Annotated in this window: 18 protein-coding genes; 3 read left to right on the top strand and 15 right to left on the bottom strand. The window is 57.6% G+C overall.

All coding sequences use genetic code 11. The annotated features are described in order from the left end of the window. Window positions 1-318: 318 nt before the first annotated feature. Together LOC54_RS06235 and LOC54_RS06240 are read right to left on the bottom strand one after the other, a co-directional pair. Window positions 319-2,424, bottom strand: coding sequence for a S46 family peptidase (locus tag LOC54_RS06235; RefSeq protein ID WP_279312967.1), 2,106 nt, complete (start codon window positions 2,422-2,424; stop codon window positions 319-321). Window positions 2,425-2,486: 62 nt separating this feature from the next. After that, entirely contained in the window at window positions 2,487-3,623 is a 1,137-nt protein-coding gene (locus LOC54_RS06240) for an AI-2E family transporter (RefSeq protein ID WP_279312968.1), read from the bottom strand. A gap of 120 nt (window positions 3,624-3,743) precedes the next feature. Between LOC54_RS06240 and LOC54_RS06245 the strand changes: the two genes are divergently transcribed. The 3 genes from LOC54_RS06245 (at window position 3,744) to LOC54_RS06255 (ending at window position 5,701) form a co-directional block, all read left to right on the top strand. Further along, entirely contained in the window at window positions 3,744-4,964 is a 1,221-nt protein-coding gene (locus LOC54_RS06245; protein WP_279312969.1) for an MFS transporter, read from the top strand. A 15-nt stretch (window positions 4,965-4,979) separates the two neighbouring features. Further along, the gene (locus LOC54_RS06250) at window positions 4,980-5,207 is read left to right on the top strand and encodes a hypothetical protein (RefSeq protein WP_279312970.1); all 228 of its coding nucleotides are present in this window, start codon (window positions 4,980-4,982) and stop codon (window positions 5,205-5,207) included. Between the two features lie 71 nt (window positions 5,208-5,278). Beyond that, window positions 5,279-5,701, top strand: a complete 423-nt coding sequence (locus tag LOC54_RS06255; protein ID WP_408740306.1) for a hypothetical protein — start codon at window positions 5,279-5,281, stop codon at window positions 5,699-5,701. Here the strand turns inward: LOC54_RS06255 and LOC54_RS06260 are convergent, their stop codons facing one another. From LOC54_RS06260 to LOC54_RS06320, 13 genes are all read right to left on the bottom strand, one after another. Next, window positions 5,702-6,142 (bottom strand): nucleoside deaminase, encoded by a 441-nt coding sequence (locus tag LOC54_RS06260; protein ID WP_279312982.1) that lies wholly within the window; start codon window positions 6,140-6,142, stop codon window positions 5,702-5,704. Window positions 6,143-6,192: 50 nt separating this feature from the next. Further along, window positions 6,193-7,242: a UDP-3-O-acyl-N-acetylglucosamine deacetylase gene (lpxC, locus tag LOC54_RS06265; RefSeq protein WP_279312971.1), complete on the bottom strand. Its 1,050-nt coding sequence runs from the start codon at window positions 7,240-7,242 to the stop codon at window positions 6,193-6,195. A gap of 164 nt (window positions 7,243-7,406) precedes the next feature. Continuing rightward, window positions 7,407-8,195: an LPS export ABC transporter ATP-binding protein gene (gene lptB / locus LOC54_RS06270; RefSeq protein WP_279312972.1), complete on the bottom strand. Its 789-nt coding sequence runs from the start codon at window positions 8,193-8,195 to the stop codon at window positions 7,407-7,409. After that, window positions 8,192-9,193, bottom strand: a complete 1,002-nt coding sequence (locus tag LOC54_RS06275; protein WP_408740307.1) for an LptA/OstA family protein — start codon at window positions 9,191-9,193, stop codon at window positions 8,192-8,194. The genes lptB and LOC54_RS06275 overlap by 4 nt, the downstream gene beginning before the upstream one ends. Before the next feature lie 3 nt (window positions 9,194-9,196). Continuing rightward, a complete protein-coding gene (gene lptC / locus LOC54_RS06280) occupies window positions 9,197-9,967 on the bottom strand; it encodes an LPS export ABC transporter periplasmic protein LptC (RefSeq protein ID WP_279312973.1) in 771 nt (256 codons plus the stop codon). Then, complete coding sequence (locus LOC54_RS06285) at window positions 9,964-10,998, bottom strand: KpsF/GutQ family sugar-phosphate isomerase (RefSeq protein ID WP_279312974.1); 1,035 nt, start codon at window positions 10,996-10,998, stop codon at window positions 9,964-9,966. The genes lptC and LOC54_RS06285 overlap by 4 nt, the downstream gene beginning before the upstream one ends. Before the next feature lie 60 nt (window positions 10,999-11,058). Then, window positions 11,059-11,718 (bottom strand): ribonuclease D, encoded by a 660-nt coding sequence (locus LOC54_RS06290; protein ID WP_279312975.1) that lies wholly within the window; start codon window positions 11,716-11,718, stop codon window positions 11,059-11,061. A 103-nt stretch (window positions 11,719-11,821) separates the two neighbouring features. Beyond that, window positions 11,822-12,418, bottom strand: a complete 597-nt coding sequence (locus LOC54_RS06295) for a septation protein IspZ (RefSeq protein WP_279312976.1) — start codon at window positions 12,416-12,418, stop codon at window positions 11,822-11,824. After that, window positions 12,418-13,254 carry a kinase/pyrophosphorylase gene (locus LOC54_RS06300; RefSeq protein WP_279312977.1) on the bottom strand — a complete coding sequence of 279 codons (837 nt, stop codon included), beginning with the start codon at window positions 13,252-13,254 and terminating at the stop codon, window positions 12,418-12,420. Before LOC54_RS06300 ends, LOC54_RS06295 begins: the two co-directional genes overlap by 1 nt. A gap of 127 nt (window positions 13,255-13,381) precedes the next feature. Continuing rightward, complete coding sequence (gene ppdK, locus LOC54_RS06305) at window positions 13,382-16,051, bottom strand: pyruvate, phosphate dikinase (protein ID WP_279312978.1); 2,670 nt, start codon at window positions 16,049-16,051, stop codon at window positions 13,382-13,384. A gap of 222 nt (window positions 16,052-16,273) precedes the next feature. Beyond that, window positions 16,274-18,373: an NAD-dependent DNA ligase LigA gene (gene ligA, locus LOC54_RS06310; RefSeq protein WP_279312979.1), complete on the bottom strand. Its 2,100-nt coding sequence runs from the start codon at window positions 18,371-18,373 to the stop codon at window positions 16,274-16,276. A gap of 6 nt (window positions 18,374-18,379) precedes the next feature. After that, window positions 18,380-20,092 (bottom strand): DNA repair protein RecN, encoded by a 1,713-nt coding sequence (gene recN / locus LOC54_RS06315; RefSeq protein WP_279312980.1) that lies wholly within the window; start codon window positions 20,090-20,092, stop codon window positions 18,380-18,382. A 28-nt stretch (window positions 20,093-20,120) separates the two neighbouring features. After that, window positions 20,121-21,161, bottom strand: coding sequence for an outer membrane protein assembly factor BamD (locus LOC54_RS06320; RefSeq protein ID WP_408740308.1), 1,041 nt, complete (start codon window positions 21,159-21,161; stop codon window positions 20,121-20,123). Between the last annotated feature and the right edge of the window lie 425 nt (window positions 21,162-21,586).

The raw sequence follows: 21,586 nt of genomic DNA on the forward strand, positions 1-21,586 counted from the left end.
GGTTCACACCCGCCCAGAAACTAAAAACAGCTGCCTGAATTCTCATTCAACGCCCCATTAAAAATGGGGAGATTACCTCACCAAGAGGCTGAAAAACAAACAGCATCAGGAATGCCTGTGGCATCACACCTCCTCCTCATCTGTTCTGTCTGATCTCGCTTATGACGTCAGAAAATATTTCCTCCTCTGACCCATAAAACAAAACGGCTTCCCTCCTGACGGAGGGAAGCCGTTCATCACGTTTTCAGAACAAATTCGCAAGTCGACCATCAGCTATTCAGGTGATCTACCAATATCTCGATACTGGAAGGCGATATTTTACAGATGCCCGTTTACCAGTTCATCAGCCAGTCCACGGTTTTTATACACGACACGCAAGGCCTCGATGATGGCTGCCGCATCAACGGCAACAGCGCGATTCATGCTGCCATCATAGTAGAAGTCACCACCAAGGGAATGAATGTTTCCATCAAAAATCAGCCCGACGGCATGACCTTTCTCATCAATCACGGGGGAGCCTGAGTTTCCTCCGATGATGTCGTTGGTCGTCACGAAATCAAAGGGAGTTTTCAGGTTCAGTTCCTTCCTCGCATTTATCCACGCAGACGTGAGACGGAACGGATCCGCACCTGTCGCACGATCATAAAGTCCGGAAAAATATGTGAATGGCGCGACAGCTTTCCCATTCTCGGTCCAGCCCTTGACCTGCCCGAAAGAAATACGCTGCGTAAAGGTTGCATCGGGATAGCTGGCCGTTCCCTCACGCGCAAAGCGAATTCGTGCAAGCGTCTCATGTGCCTGCCGGAGCGGAGCTTCCACCTCATCATCCATTCTGTGACGCAGCTTCAGCGCCTCTGGCTCAACCAGACGGGCCAGAACGATCAGCGGATCAGTTGATTGCTCAACCGCCTTACGCCCGCCCTTCCAGAGTGCAAGCCGCACCTCCGGATCCGCAAGCTGTGACCCTGAGACCAGAGAGGCCGCAAGCTCTTCAGGTGACTGTGTTCCGAGGATTTTCTTTACCAGCGGATCATCCGCACCCAGCATCTGGCGAAGCTTCGTCAGAGACAGGCCCAGTTTCAGTTCCTCAAGCTCCGGGTAAACCGGGATGGTTGCACTCAGCCTGTCCTGAATGACCGGCAGTTTTGCATCATGGTAGGCCACCAGACGCTCGCCATCCGGCTTCTCGCGCTGGGAAACACCACGTACGATCACGCTTGCATAGGAGAAAAGCTGCCCCTGAAAGCCTGATCCGCGCTCCAGCATCATATAAGGAACAAAAATCTCTTTCTGGACGGCAAGAGCCTGATCCGCCTTCTTCCAGGGATCTCCATACAGCTTCTGCCGCTGCGGATTCTGCTCGATCCAGCTTTTCGTGTCTGCCTGCTCGCGTGCCTTCTCAACCACAAGCTTCGGATCTGCAAGAACCGGGATCCGGCCGCGATAGACCTTCAGTCCGTTCTCGATCCCGAAGATTTCCTCCTGAGCCATGACACGATGCTGCGCATCGCTGCGGCCGAATTCCCACAGGGCACCATCCATCGTGGACAGCATCCCGGTCACGAAAGGTATAGTGATGTCCCTTGCAAATCCGATTTCCCCCAGGGTTTCCTCTCGCTGGGTCGAGCCCGGATTTCCTGAAGTGAAAACCAGTTGCCCTTCTTTCGGACCGTTGGGGTCGAATGCAAAAAATTCAGGCGTCTTTGCCGGCTTCTCGTCTTCATAGACACGCAGGAACGCCATATCGAGATCATAACGCGGGAAATTGAAATTATCGGGATCGCCACCAAAAAAAGCTGCATTCTGGTCCGGTGCCATCACCATCCGGACATCCTGATATCTGCGATACCGATACAGTGCGGAGCGGCCACCGTGATAAAGTGTCACGATATCACAACGCCATTTTTTCGTATCGGATCCGGCGCACTCCTTCTCCAGAGCGCTTTCAGCCACCTGTTTCGCGCTGGTGTAGTCCCGGCCCTCTTTTCCTTTCAGCGCATCACCCATCCGCTCCGTCACGTCCGTTATGGAGTCGAGGCGGTCGAGTTCCATCGCAGGACATTTCGGCTCTTCGGGCTGAGAGCGTGAGGTGAAACCATCCTGGAAATAGTTTGCCTTCGCATCAGACAGCTGCTGGAGACATTCATTGGCGCAGTGATGATTGGTCATCACCAGCCCGTCCTGAGATACAAACGATGCGGAACATCCCAGAGCCAGACGGGCAGAGGCTTTCGTAACCTTCTCGATCCATTCCGGAGACGGGGAGAAACCATATCGGCTTTTCATCTGGCTCAGCGGAAGATTATCCATCGTCCACATGCCTTCATCCGCCCTCGCGCCACGCGGGAATTCCAGCGATGCGCCCAAGGCCAGACAGGCAAGCGCCCCCCGGAATCCTGCATCCCGCCAAACAGACCTGCTCATATCACCTCCCGCTTCTCAGTTCATTGATCATGGCTCTGCCCTGTATGCAGAGCCGCCTTTCATCAGGCACTCTCTCCTTCCTCACCGATACGTTCCTCGCTGTCCAGTGACGGCGTAAGCAGATCACCTACCGCCAGAAGTACGGCCGTCAGGGGAGAAGCCAGGATCAGCCCTGGAAAACCGAAGATCGCGCCAAAAAGAGTCTGGGACAGGATCGCAATCGCAGGCGGCATGCTGACGGCCTTTCGCTGAATCAGCGGTGCCAGGACATTGCCCTCAAGGAACTGCACGACGGCATAGAGAGCCACCACCATCAGGGTTTTCTGAAATCCTAGAGACAGGGCAATCAGAATGGCCGGAACGGCTCCCATGATCGCGCCGATATACGGAATGAAATTACACAGCGCGGCCATCACGCCCAGTGCAAGCGCCAGCGGCACACCGATCAGCGAGAGCCCCAGACCGGTCGCAAGACCAACAACGAGCATGTCCAGCGCCTGTCCGCCCAGCCAGGCCCGCAGCGTGACGCCGGACGTCACCAGCACCTTGTGGCCCTGCACCCGCCAGCCGACAGGCACAAGCCGCAGAAGGCCATTGGCATAAAGTTTCGGAGACGTCGCAAAATAAAGACCCGCCACAAGAACGACGAACACAGTTCCCATCGCACCGAAGGCAGAGCCAAGCAGTCCCGTCATTGATCCCGCAATACGCGAGCCGATGGACTCAAGACTGCTGCTTGAAGGCATGGGAACGTACTGCAGAATCATCCGGCCCTGAGGAGATCCGGAAATGCTCTGCCTGAGTGCATTGGCCTGCTTGATCAGGGCATCCTGAAGTGAACTCAGCTGCGCGGAAATATCCGATCCGCCGGTCCACATGATCCCGCCGACAGCCAGAACAAGCACGAGGCAGACAAGTGCGAGAGACAGCCCGTAAGGCAGGCGCACACGACGAACGAGAATATCCGCAAGGCCATTGAGGACAACGGCACACAGCACGGAGGCAAACACCACGATCAGAACGTCACCGATCAGCCAGATTGCGATGACGGCTGCCGCAATCAGAAAAACATTCCGCAAAAGCGACGATATCTGACTGATGCCCTGCTCCACCGGAACAGGATCGGGGATACGGTTTTCTGCTTCCTGCGAGGCATCCGCTATGCCATTATTGTCCTTCTCGGAATTTTCCAGAGACATCGAGAAATTTCTTTCAAAATAAATCGGATGCCGGCCCGCTTCCGGCCGGGCAGCGACTCTGCTTGCGATGATGTTACGACTCTGTATTTTCAGCCGGCCCGTTCCGACAGGAGTAACCCAATGCCTTCACCGGCGAAAGCACCCGGCCATCAGACTTCCGCCGGTCTAACGATTCTGTCTCTGGCGGTGATGACCTTCGCTATCGGAACCGGTGAATTCTCTATTATGGGGCTTCTCCCGGCTGTCGCGCATTCACTGGATGTCTCCATCCCCATGGCAGGCAACGTCGTCAGCGCCTATGCCATCGGTGTGGTCATCGGGGCTCCTGTCGTCACACTTGCAACCGCTACCATGTCGCGGCGCAATCTCATGCTGATGCTGACCGGCTGGTTTGCCGTAATGAACATTCTCGGCGCACTCAGTCCCGGACTGATCACGCTTGAGATCATGCGTTTTCTTACCGGACTGACCCATGCCTCCATGTTCGGAACCGGTGCCCTGATTGCCGCAGGGATGGCTCCGGAAGGGCAGAAAGGCCGGGCCGTCGGTCATGTTTTTTCCGGACTGACGATCGCCAATGTGATCGGCGCCCCTCTGGCCAGCCTGATCGGGGAATACGGGACATGGCGATGGGCGTATTACTTTGTCGGGGCCATCAGCCTCTTCGCCATCTTTCTTATGGCGCGACACCTTCCCGCTGACAGCCCGCGCCGCGGCGCATCTCTGCTGAAGCGGGAACTCAGCGCTTTCGGCCGTGCCGACGTGTGGTTCGTACTGGGCACCGTGGTGTTCGGGTGCGGTGGCATGTTCTCTGTCTACACCTACTTCGCAGGAGGCCTGACATCCGTCACGCATCTGCCCTCATGGAGCGTGCCGTATTACCAGTCGCTCTGGGGGATCGGTATGGTGATAGGCACATATGCTGGGGCCTGGGCAATCGATAAGAATGTCTGGAAAGCAACAGTCGGCTCGTTCATCTGGAACATCTCGGTGCTGGCACTGTATGCCGTCACCCTGCCCTCAGCGGTACCGGTAACTGTTGCCATCTTCCTGCTTGGCGGAACGATTGCCACGGGCCCTGCCATGCAGGTCCGGCTGATGTCGGTTGCCGGAGACGCACAGACGATGGCAGCCGCCATGAATCACGCAGCTTTCAATATGGCCAATGCGGTCGGCGCCTGGGTCGGCGGTGCGGTTCTCGCTGCCGGACTGGGCTACGCCTGGACCGGCTGGGCCGGGGTGCTGATTTCAATCATAGGGCTTGCGCTCTTTCTCTTCAGCTCGTCAGGAGACCGTGGAGCACAGAGCACCGTAACCAGAACCGACATACCGCTGCACTGAATATCGTGAAAGATCATGGGACATAATCACGCCAAACCCGCCACAGCTGCGCAGAAACTCGAACGCCTGCTGAACAGTATCCCGGCGGACTGGTCCGTAAAACTGGAGCGCGAGGCGCTGAGCGGCCTGTGGAGCGCCATAACGGCACCGCCTGGAAGCACGGAGACAGAAAGCGAACATGCAGAAGACCCCGTCACCGCTCTTGAGAATGCCTGGCGAAAGAACCGGCCCGCCCGGAAATGAAGATGCTTTCCCTGATCCGCCACGGGCGATAGACTGAAGCTGATCTCTCAGAACTATGCGGATTTCTGTCTGTGGTGATGCGCCGTTTCCTCCTGCCAGCCTTTCTTTTCCTCGTTTCAGGTTCCTTCTGCCTCCAGCAGGCAGGTGCCGAGGAAAGCGTATCGCTTTCAGGTTCGGTTGCCGCCAGCGGTCAGTTGCAGAAGGAAATGACCGTCCTTCGCTTCAACCCGGATGAAACCAGTGATTCCTGTATCCATGCTCTGAAGGAGATGCACGAAACACAGGAAAAACTGGAAAAGCTGGAAGACCGGACCAATGACCCTGACCTCGCCGTCGCGCGGGATGTTCTGGAGTCCGATTATGAGGCAGCTCTGGAAATGTGTGGCCCGGATGCGCGCCGTATGTGCGAAGCCAGCCCCGGAAAGATGGCCGATGGCCTGAAGAAAGCCTGCGCCGATATGCGACGCGGCCACGAGGAAACGTCATCCGAGTAATCAGAAACTATTCCGGATATTCCGGAAAAAACCGCGCAGCAGTCCGGAGGACACTCTCTCCCGAACCCCTCCTATGATCTCCGGACGATGGAGACAGGCCCGCGAATCAAAAATTCGCGGCCCATGGTCCACACCGCCGCCCTTGGGATCCCAGGCTCCGAATATCAGGCGCTCAATACGAAAGTGGCTTATCGCAGCAGCGCACATCGGACAGGGTTCAAGGGTTACAAGAAGAGTACAGCCGGAAAGTCGCAGCCGTCCAAGTGAGCGGGCAGCCTCGCGCATTGCCAGCATCTCAGCATGGGCTGAAGGATCGGAAAGCTCTTCAACGCGATTGCCAGCCTGAGACAGTATCTCCCCGGCCGGACTGAGAACAATCGCCCCTACGGGAACCTCCCCCCGCCGCGACGCCTGACATGCCTGCTCGAATGCGGCATCCATTTCAGGAAAAAACCCTGCGGCGGGCAGTCCCCGGACGGACGACAGTCCGCTCAAGCCGCGACGCTGTACCCCGGCACATCCTTTCGAACGGTCGCCCGGCGTCCGAAGGACCATGCATCAGGATCAGCGAACAGATTGCGCAGCAGAGTATTATTAAGGGCGTGACCGGACTTGTATCCCCGGAAGCATCCCCTCATCGGTGCTCCGGCCAGAGCAAGATCGCCGATCACATCCAGAGCCTTATGGCGGACGAACTCGTCCTGTACGCGCAGACCATCCGGATTAAGGACGGTATCATTTTCGACAACGAGAGCGTTTTTCAGAGAACCGCCCCGTGCAAGACCCACAGCCCTCAACGCCTCGATCTCCTGACGCATCACGAACGTGCGGCTGCATGCAATCCGGTTCCTGAAGGTAGGCTCACTCAGAACGAAGGAAACCGACTGCCTTCCGATCACGGGCGCAGAAAAATTTATACCGAGATCAATGGAGAAGCAGTCCGATCGTCCGGGAGACAGCTCAACCCATGCATCGCCGTGCTCAACCCGCACGGTCTTGAGAATATGCAGCCTGTCCTGCTCGCTGCCCTGGTCACACACACCGGCGCAATCCAGCAGAAAAACGAAGTCAGCGGCGGATCCGTCCAGAACCGGCATTTCCGGCCCGTCGATCAGAACACGAAGATTGGTCACGCCCGCAGCGGAGAGCGCCGCCATAAGATGTTCGATCGTGCCGACAATATTCCCTGGCTCAGACGGATGCCCGAGCATCGTGCAGAGCCGGGTCTCACTGACATAGTCATAGCGGGCGGGAAGTGGAGAAGCGTTTATGTCCGTACGCTGAAAAACAATTCCGTAACCCGTCTCTGCCGGCTCAAGGCTGACCGATATGGAGCGGCCGGAATGCAGACCCACACCTGCAAAAGAGATGGTATTTTTCAACGTCCGCTGCTGCACAGGCGCACTCTCCGGAAGTACCCGATCTTTCTGTGAAAACAGCAGGACCGTTCCGTCATAATAGGAAGCCACATCACCGGGAGCTGAATCCTCAGTAAATCCCCACTCGGCTTCCGGCATCATGTCCGGGCTGAAATCATCCATCGGGCTTCTCTTTTTGTTTTCTCAGGCAGCAGAGACCTTTTCATGATCTGTCTAACTCTGCCCGACGCATATCACCACTCAATCTTTATTGCGGCTTATTACGCCGTTTTCCCTTTATTTTCAGCCACAACGCAGACAGAGCAAAAGGGGTTTCCGATACACGCTCACAAAGAAAAACTCTCTCCCAGATACACCCGGCGTACATCCTCGTTCGCAACGATCTCTTCGGGCAGCCCCTGCATCAGAACCTGTCCGCCATGCATGATATAGGCACGATCAATGACTTCGAGTGTCTCACGCACGTTATGATCCGTGATCAGCACGCCAATTCCGCGATCCTTAAGGTGGGAGACCAGATCACGAATTTCTCCGACGGCAATCGGATCGATACCGGCCAGAGGCTCATCGAGCAGAACATAATGGGGCTGACTGGCCAGAGCGCGAGCAATTTCCAGACGGCGGCGCTCACCACCGGACAGAGCCAGAGAGGGAGACCGCCTCAGATGTGAGATACCGAATTCACTCAGAAGCCCGTCCAGCATCGCATCGCGCCGGTCTGCATCAGGCTCCACAACCTCCAGTGCCGCCATGATGTTCTGCTCGACATTCAGCCCGCGAAAAATACTGGCTTCCTGAGGAAGATAGCCGATCCCGAGACGAGCCCGTCGGTACATCGGAAGATTGGTGATATCCGCACCGTCCAGGGTGATCGTCCCTGTATCCGGCTGAACCAGACCGACAATCATGTAAAAGCTGGTGGTCTTGCCCGCTCCGTTCGGTCCCAGAAGCCCGACGGCCTCCCCGCGATGCACCTCGATCGAGACATTCCTTACGACTTCGCGCTTTTTATAGGTCTTGCCGATTCCGTCCGCAAAAAGACCATGTGCGTGATCAGAGGATGTCCCGAATGCAGGGATATCAGTCGGTCTGAAACTGCCGTCCGCCTGAGTCATTTCTTTCCTCCCGGCCTGGGCGCCGCCTGATCAGATGAATCCTGGCCACTTCCGGGCACGAGCAGCCCGTTGACGCGCCCGCCCGGGGCTTCCGTCATGGTCGCAAGACCCGTATGCATATTGATGATCGCAGCATTACCCTGAAGCTGGTTCGGGCCGCGCGTGATGTGAACATTGCCGACAATCCGGGCAATGCCCGTATCCGGCACGTAAACACCCCTGTCTCCGGTCACGACCTCGGTTGCAGTACGCACCCACACGTGTCCGAACGCATTCACTTTCTCCAGCTTGCCTGAGCCGGAAGACAGTGAATCGCCTCCGCTTTTTTTCGTATCCTGAGGCTGGCCGGGTGCAGGGGGAGAGGACGGAGCGTTATAGCCGACCAGAACATCCGCCTTGATCTGACGACCGTCATTCGTCGTCACGACCGCATTACCGCGCGCAATGGAAACATGCTGATCGGAATAGTATTCCATCGAATCACGTGACGTCAGGACATCCTGCGGTGTCGTCAGCTTCAGCGCCTTACCCGTCAGAACCAGTACCGCCTTATCGATGTCATAAACACCCTTGTCACCCCAGGCCTGATCCGTTGCCGTGAAAATATGAACATGTCCGATAGCTTCCAGGCGATAGATCTCATTCGATCCCGAATCTTCACCCGGTGCCCCGGTCTGACCCGGAGGGGGTGCGGGATCCTGTTGCGGCTGTGACGTATCGCCCGGTTTTTTACGGTAATACGCAATCAGCCGGTCTGCCGTGACCGTCACATTGCCACGGACCGCCTGCGCCCGGTTATATGCCGTGACTTTTTTCGCGTTCTGATCCCAGTCAAAACCACCCGCCGCCGTGACGGTGATCTGCCCGCCATGGGACAGATCAATCGACTGCGCCATGACCTGACCGCCGCCACAGGCCGCAAAAGGCAGAAGAAGAGCACACAGAACCGGAACGGATGCCGGGGCACACAGAGAACGAAACAAGGATAACCTCAGCATTGTTCAGGACGCCTTCCCCTGGGCGGACGAAGCAGGTGCAGCTGCCGGAGATGGTGAGCGATCGTCGTTAAGAATAAGCCTGCCAGGCCCCCTGAACTGGGCAACACCTTCATGCTGGGCAATCCAGTATCCCTTCGCGTCCAGAACACCAAACGGTCCTTCCGCATGAATCCAGTTATCTGACGCGATAATCCCCTGCTGCAGACTCACGTCCGCAACCGGTGCACGCATCATAACGCCATCATCACGATAAAGCGTCACGTTCCCGGTCAGATCCAAGATCTGCTCGTGCTGCATATAAACGCCGTTATCCGCAAGAAGCTGCATCCAGACATCGCCCTGCATCATCATATCGGCAACCGGTTTCCTCAGATCGATCCGATCCTGCGTCACCTGATGGGCCGTTTCCGCCGTCACCATATACGGACGATCATGCGTATCCACACTACGATACACCGCTCCGGCCAGATTACCGCTCTCCAGCTTGAGCCTTACCGCATCCGTCAGGATCGTACGATGCGCATTCAGGATACGATCGACCTCCGGCCAGATCGCAACCGAACCGAGCAGAAGGAGCGCGCAGGCCGGAAGGATCCACTTCGCTCGACGCAGCAACTGCTGCCGTTGTGCAATCTTCCTGGGCGACAGAACCGCCCTCGCACGATGCGCCGGCGCAGTGTTCAGGACCTCCCGCTGACGGCGAACCTGATCCTCACTCCGCTCAAAATCCGCGCGCTTTGGTGAGTCGGATTTTTTATCCTCAGTTCCGCTCATGCGACTCCTGCCCTCAGCAGGTCATGCACATGCACCACTCCTTCAGGCCTGCCATCCGGATCAAGCACGAAAAGTGAGGTGACGGGACGCAGCCGGTCATTCATCATCCGCAGAGCCTCGGCTCCCAGAATATCGGCCTGCACCGTCAGAGGCCGCGAATTCATGATATCACGCGCGGCAGTCATCTGCATGTCCCGATCCAGATGTCCGCGAAGATCGCCGTCGGTGATGATCCCGATCAGACAACCCGCCCCGTCCACAATCCCGACGCACCCGAGCGCCTTATGCGTCATCTCGACAATCACGGCCCTCATTGAGGCATCACCGGGCAGAAGAGGCACGGCCTCTCCCGTCCGCATCAGATCATTTACCTTTTTGAGCCTTGCTCCAAGACGCCCGCCGGGGTGGAAGGTCCCGAAATCCCCTGCCGTAAAACCGCGACGCTCCATCAGAGCCACGGCAAGAGCATCACCAAGCGCAAGCTGCATCAGGCTGCTCGTAGTCGGTGCAAGCCCCATCGGACAGGCCTCAGGCATGGCCGGTATCTGCAGCACGATATCCGCTGCACGCCCCAGGGAGGAGTCCGGCCGACAGGTCATGGCCATCAGCGGCAGGGCATGACGCCGGCAATGCGTGATGATATCCGCCAGCTCAGCAGATTCTCCCGATGCAGACAGAGCGAGAACCGCATCTCCCCGCGTCATCATACCAAGGTCACCATGCGAGGCCTCGGAAGGATGCACGAACAGCGCCGGGGTTCCGGTAGAGCTGAATGTGGCCTGTATCTTGCGACCAATATGCCCGGACTTGCCGATCCCGCTGACGACCACTCGCCCCGGAAGCGCGTCGATCATCCCGACAGCCGCAGCAAACCCCCGCCGCAGCACCGTATCGGCTCCAAGTGCTTCCGCAAGCGCGTCCAGACCGGCACATTCCTGCGCGATCACACGCCCGGCCACAGCCAGAGCACCGTCATCCCCTGCGGGAACATCCCGACCGGATGACAGATCAGAAAGCGGAAGCAGCATCATGCCGGTAGTTCTAACATCCGGCGCGACTTCCCGCCACCGGGAACAGGGCTGACACGGAGTTCAGTTGCTGCGATGCGAGAAAATATCCGGATCTTCATACCCCAGCAGGTCAAGCTTTGCCCGCGTCGGGAGGAAGTCATAACACGCCTGGGCCAGATCACGGCGGTTTTCCCGCACCAGAAGGGCCTCCAGCTTTTCCCACAAGGCGTGGAGATAAAGAACATCCGAAGCCGCATAGGCAAGCTGCTCCGGTGAGAGCTCCGGCGCTCCCCAGTCCGAAGTCTGCTGCTGCTTGCTCAGCTCAACCCCGAGAAGATCCCGGCACAATGCCGCAAGCCCGTGGCGATCCGTAAAGGTGCGGACCAGTCGTGCCGCAATTTTGGTGCAGATCACGGAGTTCAGAGTAAGACCAAGGCTGTGCTGCAGGATCGCCACGTCAAATCTGGCGAAATGCATCAGCTTGCACACGTCAGGGCTGATCAGAAGTCGCTTCAGATTCGGACAGTCCGCGGGCTTTCCTCCGGGAGATCCGGGAATGATCTGCACCAGATGCGCCGTTCCGTCACCCGAGGAAAGCTGTACCAGACACAGCCTGTCACGGTGCGGATTAAGGCCCATCGTCTCCGTATCGATCGCCACCATGTTCCCCAGATCCAGCCCGTCAGGGAGATCATTTCTGTGGAGGAAAATCGTATCGCTGGCAGCGCGGCTGGGAGGCATGGGAACTCCGGAAATTTCAGGATAACTGCCCCGATCCGTAAGGCTCCGGGGCGAATTCCCGGCAAAATGCGCCGCAGATGCCCCCTTGTCAAAAAAGACTGGTTCAGGCGCCCTTACTTTGCAGAAATCCGGCGGCCTGACACATCCTGAACACACGCTCTCCCTGCAGACTGATCAGTATCATCACACCAAAGCTCACAAGAGATACGATCTTGCGGATAATCAGCCCCTCCGTCAGCGGATAGCTGCTCATGATCCACAGGAAAGCCATCGAACGGAAGACGTAGAACGTCGCCCAGGCCAGGGTGAAAAAACGGAAAAAGCGGATCAGTTCGGGAGACTGTAACTCTTCCTCGTCCAGACGGCCGCCCTGCCGGGCGAACTTCATGATCAACGGCTCAGAACCTACAGCACCGGCCGCGAAAATGGCAGCAAAGAGAAGATTGGTAATTGAGGATTCGTATCGGATCATAAAAGGCGTCGCTGCCCGCAGATCGACCACGCCGAATATGACAGCCACGCTGTTGACAACCAGCCACAGGGGCGGAAATGGCCGTCGGGTAACGAGCCGCCAGGAACCTTCAATAACAATGAAGACCAGCGCCGCTGCAATTGCGGCCTTCACACCGAATGTAAAAAAAGCCACCCAGTAAAGGATGAGCCCTCCAAACATATGAAACAGAGATTTCAGAACCTGCATCAGTGTTTCCTGTGCTCCAGAAGATCAAGAATAGCGGCGCTTGTCTCCTCAATGGACCGGCGCGTCACATCAATCAGCGGCCAGCGGTTCTGAACACAAAGTCGTCTCGCCCAGAGCAGTTCCTCACGAATCCTCTCGGGATTGACGTAATCCGGCTGCGTCAGACTGGCTCCTCCCCTCTGATTATCAGGAACCATGGTACCCATACGTGTCTTACGGATTTCAAGAAGTGCATCCGGAGAAATTGTCAGACCGATAACCGGCACCTGGCTGTTCAGCAGTTCCTTCGGAACGGGTGCGCCCGGCACAAGGGGAACATTGGCCGCCTTTATCCCCCGATTGGCCAGATAGATACAGGTCGGCGTCTTGGACGCCCGGGAGACACCGACAAGAACAACGTCAGCACCGGAAAGCCCCCGTGTTTCCTGCCCGTCATCATGCGCCAGAACGTAATGCATGGCGTCAATCCGGCGATGATACTCCCGCCCCATGACATACTGCGCTCCCGGCTCACCTGAAGCACTCTCACCGGTTGCACGCTCAAGGAATTCCAGAGTGGGCGTCATGACATCGTGAATCTTGACGCCCACTCTGGCACAGCCTTCCCGCAGTTCTTTCGCCAGATCACGATCAATCAGAGAAGACAGAACCGGTCCCGGCTCCTCCTCAATACCCGTAATCGCACGCTGGAGCTGGGCAGATGTGCGCACCAGATTCCAGTGCCGGCTTTCCAGCTCCGTATTCGGAAAATGCGGAGCGCAGGCGCGGGACATCGCTTCCAGCGTCTGCCCTGTTCCTTCAGAAATCAGATGCAGGACAAGTTTTTTATCAGGCATATCGGAAAGCTCCGGAACCGGGATATCTCAGACACGAAAACGCCTCCGGACATGATATCCGGAGGCGCTCAAAAATCAGACTACCTGCTGCAGGATGCGCTTCCTGCGAAACGCATGCTCCTGATCATCAGACAGGCTGCTTCTGACGCTGTTTCAGTACAGCCTGCGCCGCCGCCAGGCGCGCCACCGGCACACGGAAGGGAGAGCAGGACACATAATCCAGCCCGACACTTTCGAAGAAAGAGATCGAGTCCGGATCACCGCCATGCTCGCCGCACACACCAAGCTTCAGACCCGGTTTGGTCTTACGACCACCTTCCGCACCAAGACGGACCAGACCGCCGACGCCTTCCTTGTCGATGGACACGAACGGATCCTTCGGCAGCAGTCCCGTATCAACATAATGCGGCAGGAAAGAACCGGCATCGTCACGTGAAAGACCCAGAGTGGTCTGCGTGAGGTCGTTCGTCCCGAAGGAGAAGAAGTCCGCAACCTCTGCAATCTGCCCGGCAGTGATCGCTGCACGCGGCAGTTCGATCATCGTGCCGATAAGATATTCAAGCGTAACGCCTTTTTCCTTGAACACTGCCTGAACCGTCGCTTCCGCAGCTGCCCGGGTACGCTCCAGCTCGGTTTTCACACCGACCAGCGGGATCATGATTTCCGGTACGATCGCATTACCGGTTTCCTTTGAAACGGCAATGGCCGCCTCAATGATGGCCCGCGCCTGCATGTTGTAGATTTCAGGGTAGGAAATACCCAGACGGCAGCCGCGATGTCCCAGCATCGGATTGGCCTCGGACAGGGCTGAGCGACGCGCACGCAGCGTCTCGACATTTTTGCCCATCGCCTTCGCGACTTCTTCCAGCTCATGCTCCCCATGAGGCAGGAATTCATGCAGCGGCGGATCGAGCAGACGGACCGTAACCGGCAGACCGGCCATGATACGGAACAGCTGCGTGAAATCATCACGCTGGAAGGGCAGCAGCGCGTCAATGGCTCTCGCCCGCTCATCCTGCTCCGTGGACATGATCATCTGACGGACATGACCAATCCGGTCCGGACCGAAGAACATATGCTCCGTGCGGCACAGGCCGATACCTTCAGCACCGAAACGACGTGCCGTCTCGGCATCTTCCGGCGTCTCCGCATTGGTGCGTACTTTCAGGCGACGTACGGAGTCTGCCCAGCCCATCAGCGTACTGAAATCTCCGGACAGGGTCGGCGGGATGGTCGGAACCTTGCCTGAATAGACAGCGCCGGTGCCACCATCGAGTGTAACCCAGTCACCCGCCTTGAGGGTTTCCCTTCCCGCCGTCAGTGTCTGAGCCTTGTAGTCCACATGGATACTGCCGGCACCAGCCACGCAGACGCGTCCCATACCGCGCGCCACAACGGCAGCGTGAGACGTCATACCGCCACGCGTCGTCAGAACACCGCGCGCGGCATGCATGCCATGAACATCTTCCGGAGAGGTCTCGATACGGACAAGGATGACATCCTCACCCTTGGCAGCCAGATCCTCAACATCCTCGGCAGAGAACGCGATGATCCCGGTTGCCGCACCGGGAGAAGCCGGAAGACCGCGGGCAATCTGCCGGCGCTCTGCTTTCGGATCAAGCGTGGGATGCAGAAGCTGATCAAGAGATGCCGGCGGCACACGCTGGATCGCCTCTTCTTTCGTGATCAGTCCCTCGGCAGCCATATCGATTGCGATCTTCAGAGCTGCTGCAGCCGTACGCTTTCCGCTGCGGGTCTGAAGCATATAGAGCCGGTTGCTCTGCACCGTAAACTCAATATCCTGCATATCACGATAATGCTTTTCCAGAAGCTCGCGAACGCGGCAAAGCTCCTGATACGCCTCCGGCAGCACCGTCTCCATCGGGCTCTGTTCCGGCGTTGCCTTCAGGGCAGACATCGGCTGCGGCGTACGGATACCCGCCACGACGTCCTCACCCTGAGCATTAACGAGATACTCACCGTAGAAAATATTCTCACCGGTGGATGGATCACGCGTGAAACAGACGCCTGTGGCGCAGTCATTGCCCATATTTCCGAACACCATGGACTGCACGTTCACTGCAGTTCCCCAGCTGGCCGGAATGTCATGCAGCTTGCGGTAGGTGTTGGCACGCGGATTCATCCACGATCCGAACACGGCGCCGATCGCTCCCCAGAGCTGATCCTGCGGCTCATGCGGGAACGGTCTGCCCGTCTCCTTCTGCACAACATTGAGATAACTCTTGACGATACCGCGCCAGGCGTCAGCCGTAATTTCTGTGTCATCAAACACGCCGAGAGCACGCTTGGCGTCCTCCAGAATATCCTCAAACCGATGATGCGCCACATCCATCACGACCGACGCATACATCTGAATAAAACGCCGGTAGGAATCCCACGCAAAGCGCTCATCGCCGGAAGACTTTACAAGCCCTTCAACGGTCTTCTCGTTCAGTCCCAGATTAAGGACGGTATCCATCATGCCCGGCATGGATACGCGGGCACCTGAGCGGACCGAGACAAGAAGCGGCGCGGACGGATCACCGAACTTCAAACCCATGGCGGCTTCAACCCGGGCAAGAGCCTCATCAACCTGAGCTTTCAGGTCCGCAGGATAGTTCCGGTCATTATCGTAAAACGCGGAACAGACTTCCGTCGTGATGGTAAAACCCGGAGGCACCGGAAGACCGATCGCTGCCATTTCGGCAAGATTCGCGCCTTTGCCGCCAAGAAGGTTGCGCATTTCGGCGCGCCCCTCATTATGACTGCCGCCGAAGCTGTACACCCATTTCGTCATGTCGCCTGTAACCCTTTAGCGCAGAACTCTGACAGCCGTTCCTGACTCCGGGGAAACGGATGGCAGAAATTATCGCGCAGCCTGTTATTTATTGTTAACTTATTCTTCCCGGCGTTCCTTACTATGCGGCAAATTTCCAGCCTGCGCAATGGTATGAAGATTACGGAAATATTCCGAAATCGTATAACCATTCCGCATTTTTCTGATAAATTTATCTCCCCGTCAGCCGCCGGTTTCCCGTCCCGCCAGCCCTGCCCATTCCGCCTCGGTAAGAACCTGCAATCCCAGTTCGGCTGCCTTTTTTGCCTTGGAACCTGCATCTGCTCCGATAACAACGTAATCCGTTTTTTTCGAAACGCTGTCCGTAACCTTCGCCCCCAGACGCTGCGCTGTCGCCTTCGCTTCCGGGCGGGTCATGGTTGTCAGCGTGCCGGTAAACACGATCGTCTTCCCTGAAAGCGCTCCGCCGGAAGACACCTCTTCGTCGGCTATGGTCAGCTGAGAGCACAGATCGTCCAGCGTCGTACGATTATGCGGCTCCGAAAAGAAAGCGACCAGTTCATCAGCAATCGAACCGCCTATTCCCGTGATGGATCCCAGTTTCAGGCGCTCATCGGAACCAATAAGTACAGCTTTCTCCATCTGCTCACGAAAATGCATAAAAGACCCGTAATGCCGGGCCAGCAGCCGTGCATTACTCTCGCCGATCCGTCTGATGCCAAGCGCGTAGATGAAGCGCGGCAATGAAATCGCCCGCTTCGCCTCAACAGACCGGATCAGGTTTGAGGCTGAAAGTGCCCCCCACCCTTCACGCCCGGCAATCGCCGGCTCATGCTGCGGTAATCGGAAAATATCTCCCGGTGAGGCAATCAGACCCGCCTCATAAAACTCCCGGATCGATTTTTCTCCCAGCCCGTCAATATCGAAGGCAGGACGGGACACGAAATGAATCAGCCGCTCGACAATCTGTGCCGGACAGGTCAGTCCGCCGGTACAGCGCCGGACGGCCTCACCCGGCGGACGTTCCGCCAGCGCATTACAGACCGGGCAGTGATGCGGAAAGACGAACTCCGGGCAGCGCGGCGGATCCTGCGGCAGAGGCGGCTCCACACGGATGATCTGTGGAATCACGTCACCAGCCCGGCGGATCGAGACGCGATCCCCCTCACGCACATCCTTACGGCCGATTTCGTCCTCATTATGCAATGTCGCCCGGGTCACCAGAACGCCACCGACATTGACCGGCTCCAGATGGGCCACCGGCGTAAGGGCTCCTGTCCGCCCGACCTGAATCTCGATTTTTATCAGGCGGGTAACAGCCTCCTCAGCCGGAAACTTCCAGGCCGTTGCCCAGCGCGGGGCCCGCCCGGCAAATCCGAGACGCTCCTGAAGCGTCAGATCATTAATTTTGTAGACAACACCATCGATATCATAATCCAGATCAGCCCGCTTCCGCGTCAGATCCTCCTGAAATGCCTCCGCTTCGGATGATCCGGCCAGCATTGCTGACAGAGGATTGACCTGAAAATTCCAGCTCCGGAGAATTTCAAGCCATTGCGCATGCGTGCGGCAGGGCCTGTCCGAACAGACTCCCATTGCATAGGCGAACAGTGCCAGCGGCCTCCGCGCTGTCACGGAAGGATCAAGCTGGCGCAGAGATCCGGCCGCGGCATTACGCGGGTTCGCGAAAATTTTCTGTCCCGCTGCTGCCTGTGCTTCATTCAGCGCAAGAAAATCGGATTTCCCGAGAAAAATTTCTCCTCTGATCTCGATAAGATCAGGAGCATCTGCGGGGAGTTCATGCGGAATACCACGGATAGTCCGCAGATTTGCCGTGACATTCTCACCCTCGGTCCCATCCCCGCGGGTCACTCCGCTGACCAGCTTGCAGCCTTCATAAGTCAGGCTGATCGACAGACCGTCAATTTTCGGCTCTCCGACCAGGACCAGCGCTTCTTTGTCTTCGTCCGAAAGACCAAGAAAGCGGGCCGCCCGGCCCAGAAATCCGTCGAATTCCTCGCGATCAAATACGTTATCCAGAGACAGCATCGGCACGAGATGCCGGTGCTTACCAAACACACCATCAGGGGCCGCCCCAACTTGGCGTATTGGGCTGTCGGGCCGGACCAGATCCGGAAAGCGCTTCTCAATCGCCTCAACCCGACGCCGCATCGTGTCATATTCGGCATCCGAAGCCTCGGGGTCATCTTCCAGATAATACGCCCTGTTCAGCTGCAATATGCGCTTTTCAAGCCGGGCAAACTCGGCAGCAGCCTGTTCAGCCGTAAGGCTGTCGGGCTGAAGATCGGAAAAATCGGTCATTAAGATTCAGCCCTGATGATTCAGCAGACGTCGGGCTGCCGCACGCGCCTCTTCGGTCACGGTATCGCCGGCAAGCATCCTAGCAATTTCCTCCAGCCGCGCCTCAGAGGAAAGAAGAGCTGCAGTGGTCCGGGTCGCACCGCCGGATGTCATTTTGCCGATATGCAGATGGTGATCCGCAGCAGCTGCCACCTGCGGGCTGTGCGTAACCGCCATCACCTGAATGGATCCCGCCAGACGATGCAGGCGCTCTCCGATCGCCGCAGCCGTCGCGCCACCCACTCCCGCATCGATCTCGTCAAAGATCAGTGTCTGCACGGGAGAAGCTCCGGCAAGAACCAGACGCAGGGCCAGCAGAAGGCGGGACAGTTCGCCACCGGACGCAACTTTGCCGATCGGTCCGGGCGGCTGCCCCGGATTCGCCGCCAGAAGGAAAACACACTGATCCGTTCCTCCGGCGTTCCAGCTTTCCTCTGGCAAAGGCTCCAGAGAAACAAAAAAACGTGCCTTTTCCAGATGCAGAGGACGAAATTCCGATACAACAGATTTTTCGAGACGTGCCCCGGCCAGCTTTCGTGCCGCGGAAAGACGCTCCGCTTCCTGTATATAGGCACTCCGCGTCTCAAGCAGATGCTGCTCCAATTCCTCCAGACGGAACGACCCTGTCTCAATCAGGGAAAGACGCTCACGATACTGCTCCAGCAGCTCCGCCAGACCGTCTACGGTGGTATTATATTTCCTTGCCGCCGTGCGCAGTGCAAACAGCCGCTCCTCTGTCTGCTCCAGAAGACGCGGATCTGCCTCACACTCCACAACAAGCCGGGACAGCAGTTCCTCAGCCTCCGCCAGCGCCAGACCCGCAGCATCAAGCGCAGCCAGCGCCTCCCCGGTGACAGCCTGCATCGGGTCAGACTGTTCCGGTTCCCCGGCAGGTGGAACCAGACGCTGAAGAGCCCGGCTGGCCGAGCGGATTGCCTGCGAAGGCCCCGTGCTGCGCCGGTCACGCGGCAGCAGATCACTCAGGGCTGCGGCGACAGCTTCCCCGCGCCTCTCGTTTCCCTGGAGCACATGCCGCTGCTGGGCGAGTAACGCTTCCTCATCTGCCTGCGGGGCAAGCTGCCCCAGTTCATCCGCTGCATGGCGCAGCCACTCTTCCTCCCGTCCGAGTTCGGCCATGTTCTGTCGCGCCGTATGAAGAGCCGCCTCCGCAGCCTTCCACAGACCATATGCGCTTGCGACAGCCTCACGCTGTCCGGTCAGTCCCCCGGAAACATCCAGAAGATCACGGTGCGTCCCGGCCTCCATCAGCCCGATCTGTGCATGCTGTCCCTGGATTTCTGAAAGCAGTCCTCCCAGACGACGCAGAAGTGTCACCGCCACGGACTGATCATTCACCCAGGCACGGGAGCGTCCGTCAGATGTGATCACCCGCCTCAGTATAAGCGGCTCACCTGCCTCGACCGGAATATCCTGCTCAGACAGAATATCGAATGTCGGATGCCCTTCAGGAAGGTCGAAGCTTGCCGTGATACGGGCCTCGGATGCTCCGGCTCGTATCACACCAGACGTCGCCCGATCCCCCAGAACCAGCCCAAGGCTGTCAAGCAGGATGGATTTACCTGCTCCGGTCTCACCGGTCAGAGCCGTGAATCCGGGATGAAACACCAGATCCAGCTTCTCGATCAGAACAACGTCCTGAATGGAGAGCAGGGTCAGCATGGCGAAAGAATACTCCGCCCGCCTGCCATCAGTGCCGGCTTTTCGTTCCGGCGCCTCCGGCGGACGCTTTTGCCGCCACGGCCTGCTCAGGCGAAGGAAGAGAGCCGGAAGATACGGCAGCAACAGGCGCCCGGCTCATCACCGGCGGAGCGGGTGCCCGGTCAGTGGTGCGTGATGCCTGCGGAGAAAGCTGCGCTCCGACCGGGGAAGACGACTGCGCCGCAGGCGCCGCATTAACCAGCTTACCAGGCAGAGGCGTCTTATCCGAGAGGAGTTTATACTCCTTCAGGTCATTATAAGCGTAGCGATACCATTTGCTGCCCGGATAGTTATAGGCCAGAACCGCCGCCGTACGGCGTGCCTGATCCGTCAGACCCAGCTTGAGGTAAACCTCAACCAGACGCTCCAGAGCCTCCGCGACATGATTGGTCGTCTGGAAGTCCTGCACGACGTGCTGGAAGCGATTGATTGCTGATTCATAGTTATGCTGTTCCTCATAGAACCGGCCGACCAGCATCTCCTTACCAGCCAGATGATCGCGACAGAGATCGATCTTGAGCTGGGCATCTCTGGCGTAGGTTGTCTGGGGAAAGCGGACAACAACATCCTGCAGCTTGCTCATCGCCTCCATGGTCAGCTGCTGATCGCGTCCGACATCGGCAATCTGCTCGTAGTAGCACAGAGCCAGCAGATAGAAGGCGTAGGCAGAGTCCGGGCTGGTCGGATGGAGTTCAATAAAACGATTCAGCTGCTGGGCTGCCTCGGGGTACTTGTTCTGCAGATAGTAGGCATAGCCTTCCATCAGCTGCGAATTCGCCGTGTATCCGGAGTAAGGATAATTCTGCTGCAGAACCTCGAACTGGGCCGCCGCAAGGGCATAGCGCCGCGTCCTCAGTGCATCAATTCCATTATTATAAAGTACTTCCGCTGAAGGCAGCCTGGAGGAACTCTCCAGCTTTTTCATTTCATCTTCAGAAGAATTACCTCCGCACGCCGTGAGCAGCAGAAGGCCGGGCACGAGCGTGGCGGCTGTAAGACGGGCGACGCGTCGCGGGGGGGATATCTTCACGGCCTCGGGCTCTGTCACAGGTTGCTTTCACGGCTTTTAGCAAAACTTTCCGCCCTGAGCAAAGCGTCAGCTTCCGCAGGCTCCCCGGCTCCTCCCATATGCGGCGAAATTCTTCAGAACATGAAGGAATCCCCGCACCATTAACAGTTTGGTCATCCCGCAATGATAGTCCTCTCCATGTAAGGAAAACCGGAGACGACAAATGCGTCTTTACAGAAATATGGTGAAAAAAATGAAACGTAACCTTTTCATGGCAGCTCCTCTGATCTGCGGCGGTCTGCTGCGGGTCAGTCCTGCTTTCTCATATAACGGACAGATCACCTTCAACGGCGCAATCACAGATACAACCAGAGGTGGCCCCGGTTTTTTGGACAGGGGGTTAAGCTATAGACCGGCCTGAGAGAGGACGGGTTTATGGGCAAGGT

The organism is Acetobacter sp. AN02 (genome assembly GCF_029759835.1).
GTDB lineage: Bacteria > Pseudomonadota > Alphaproteobacteria > Acetobacterales > Acetobacteraceae > Acetobacter.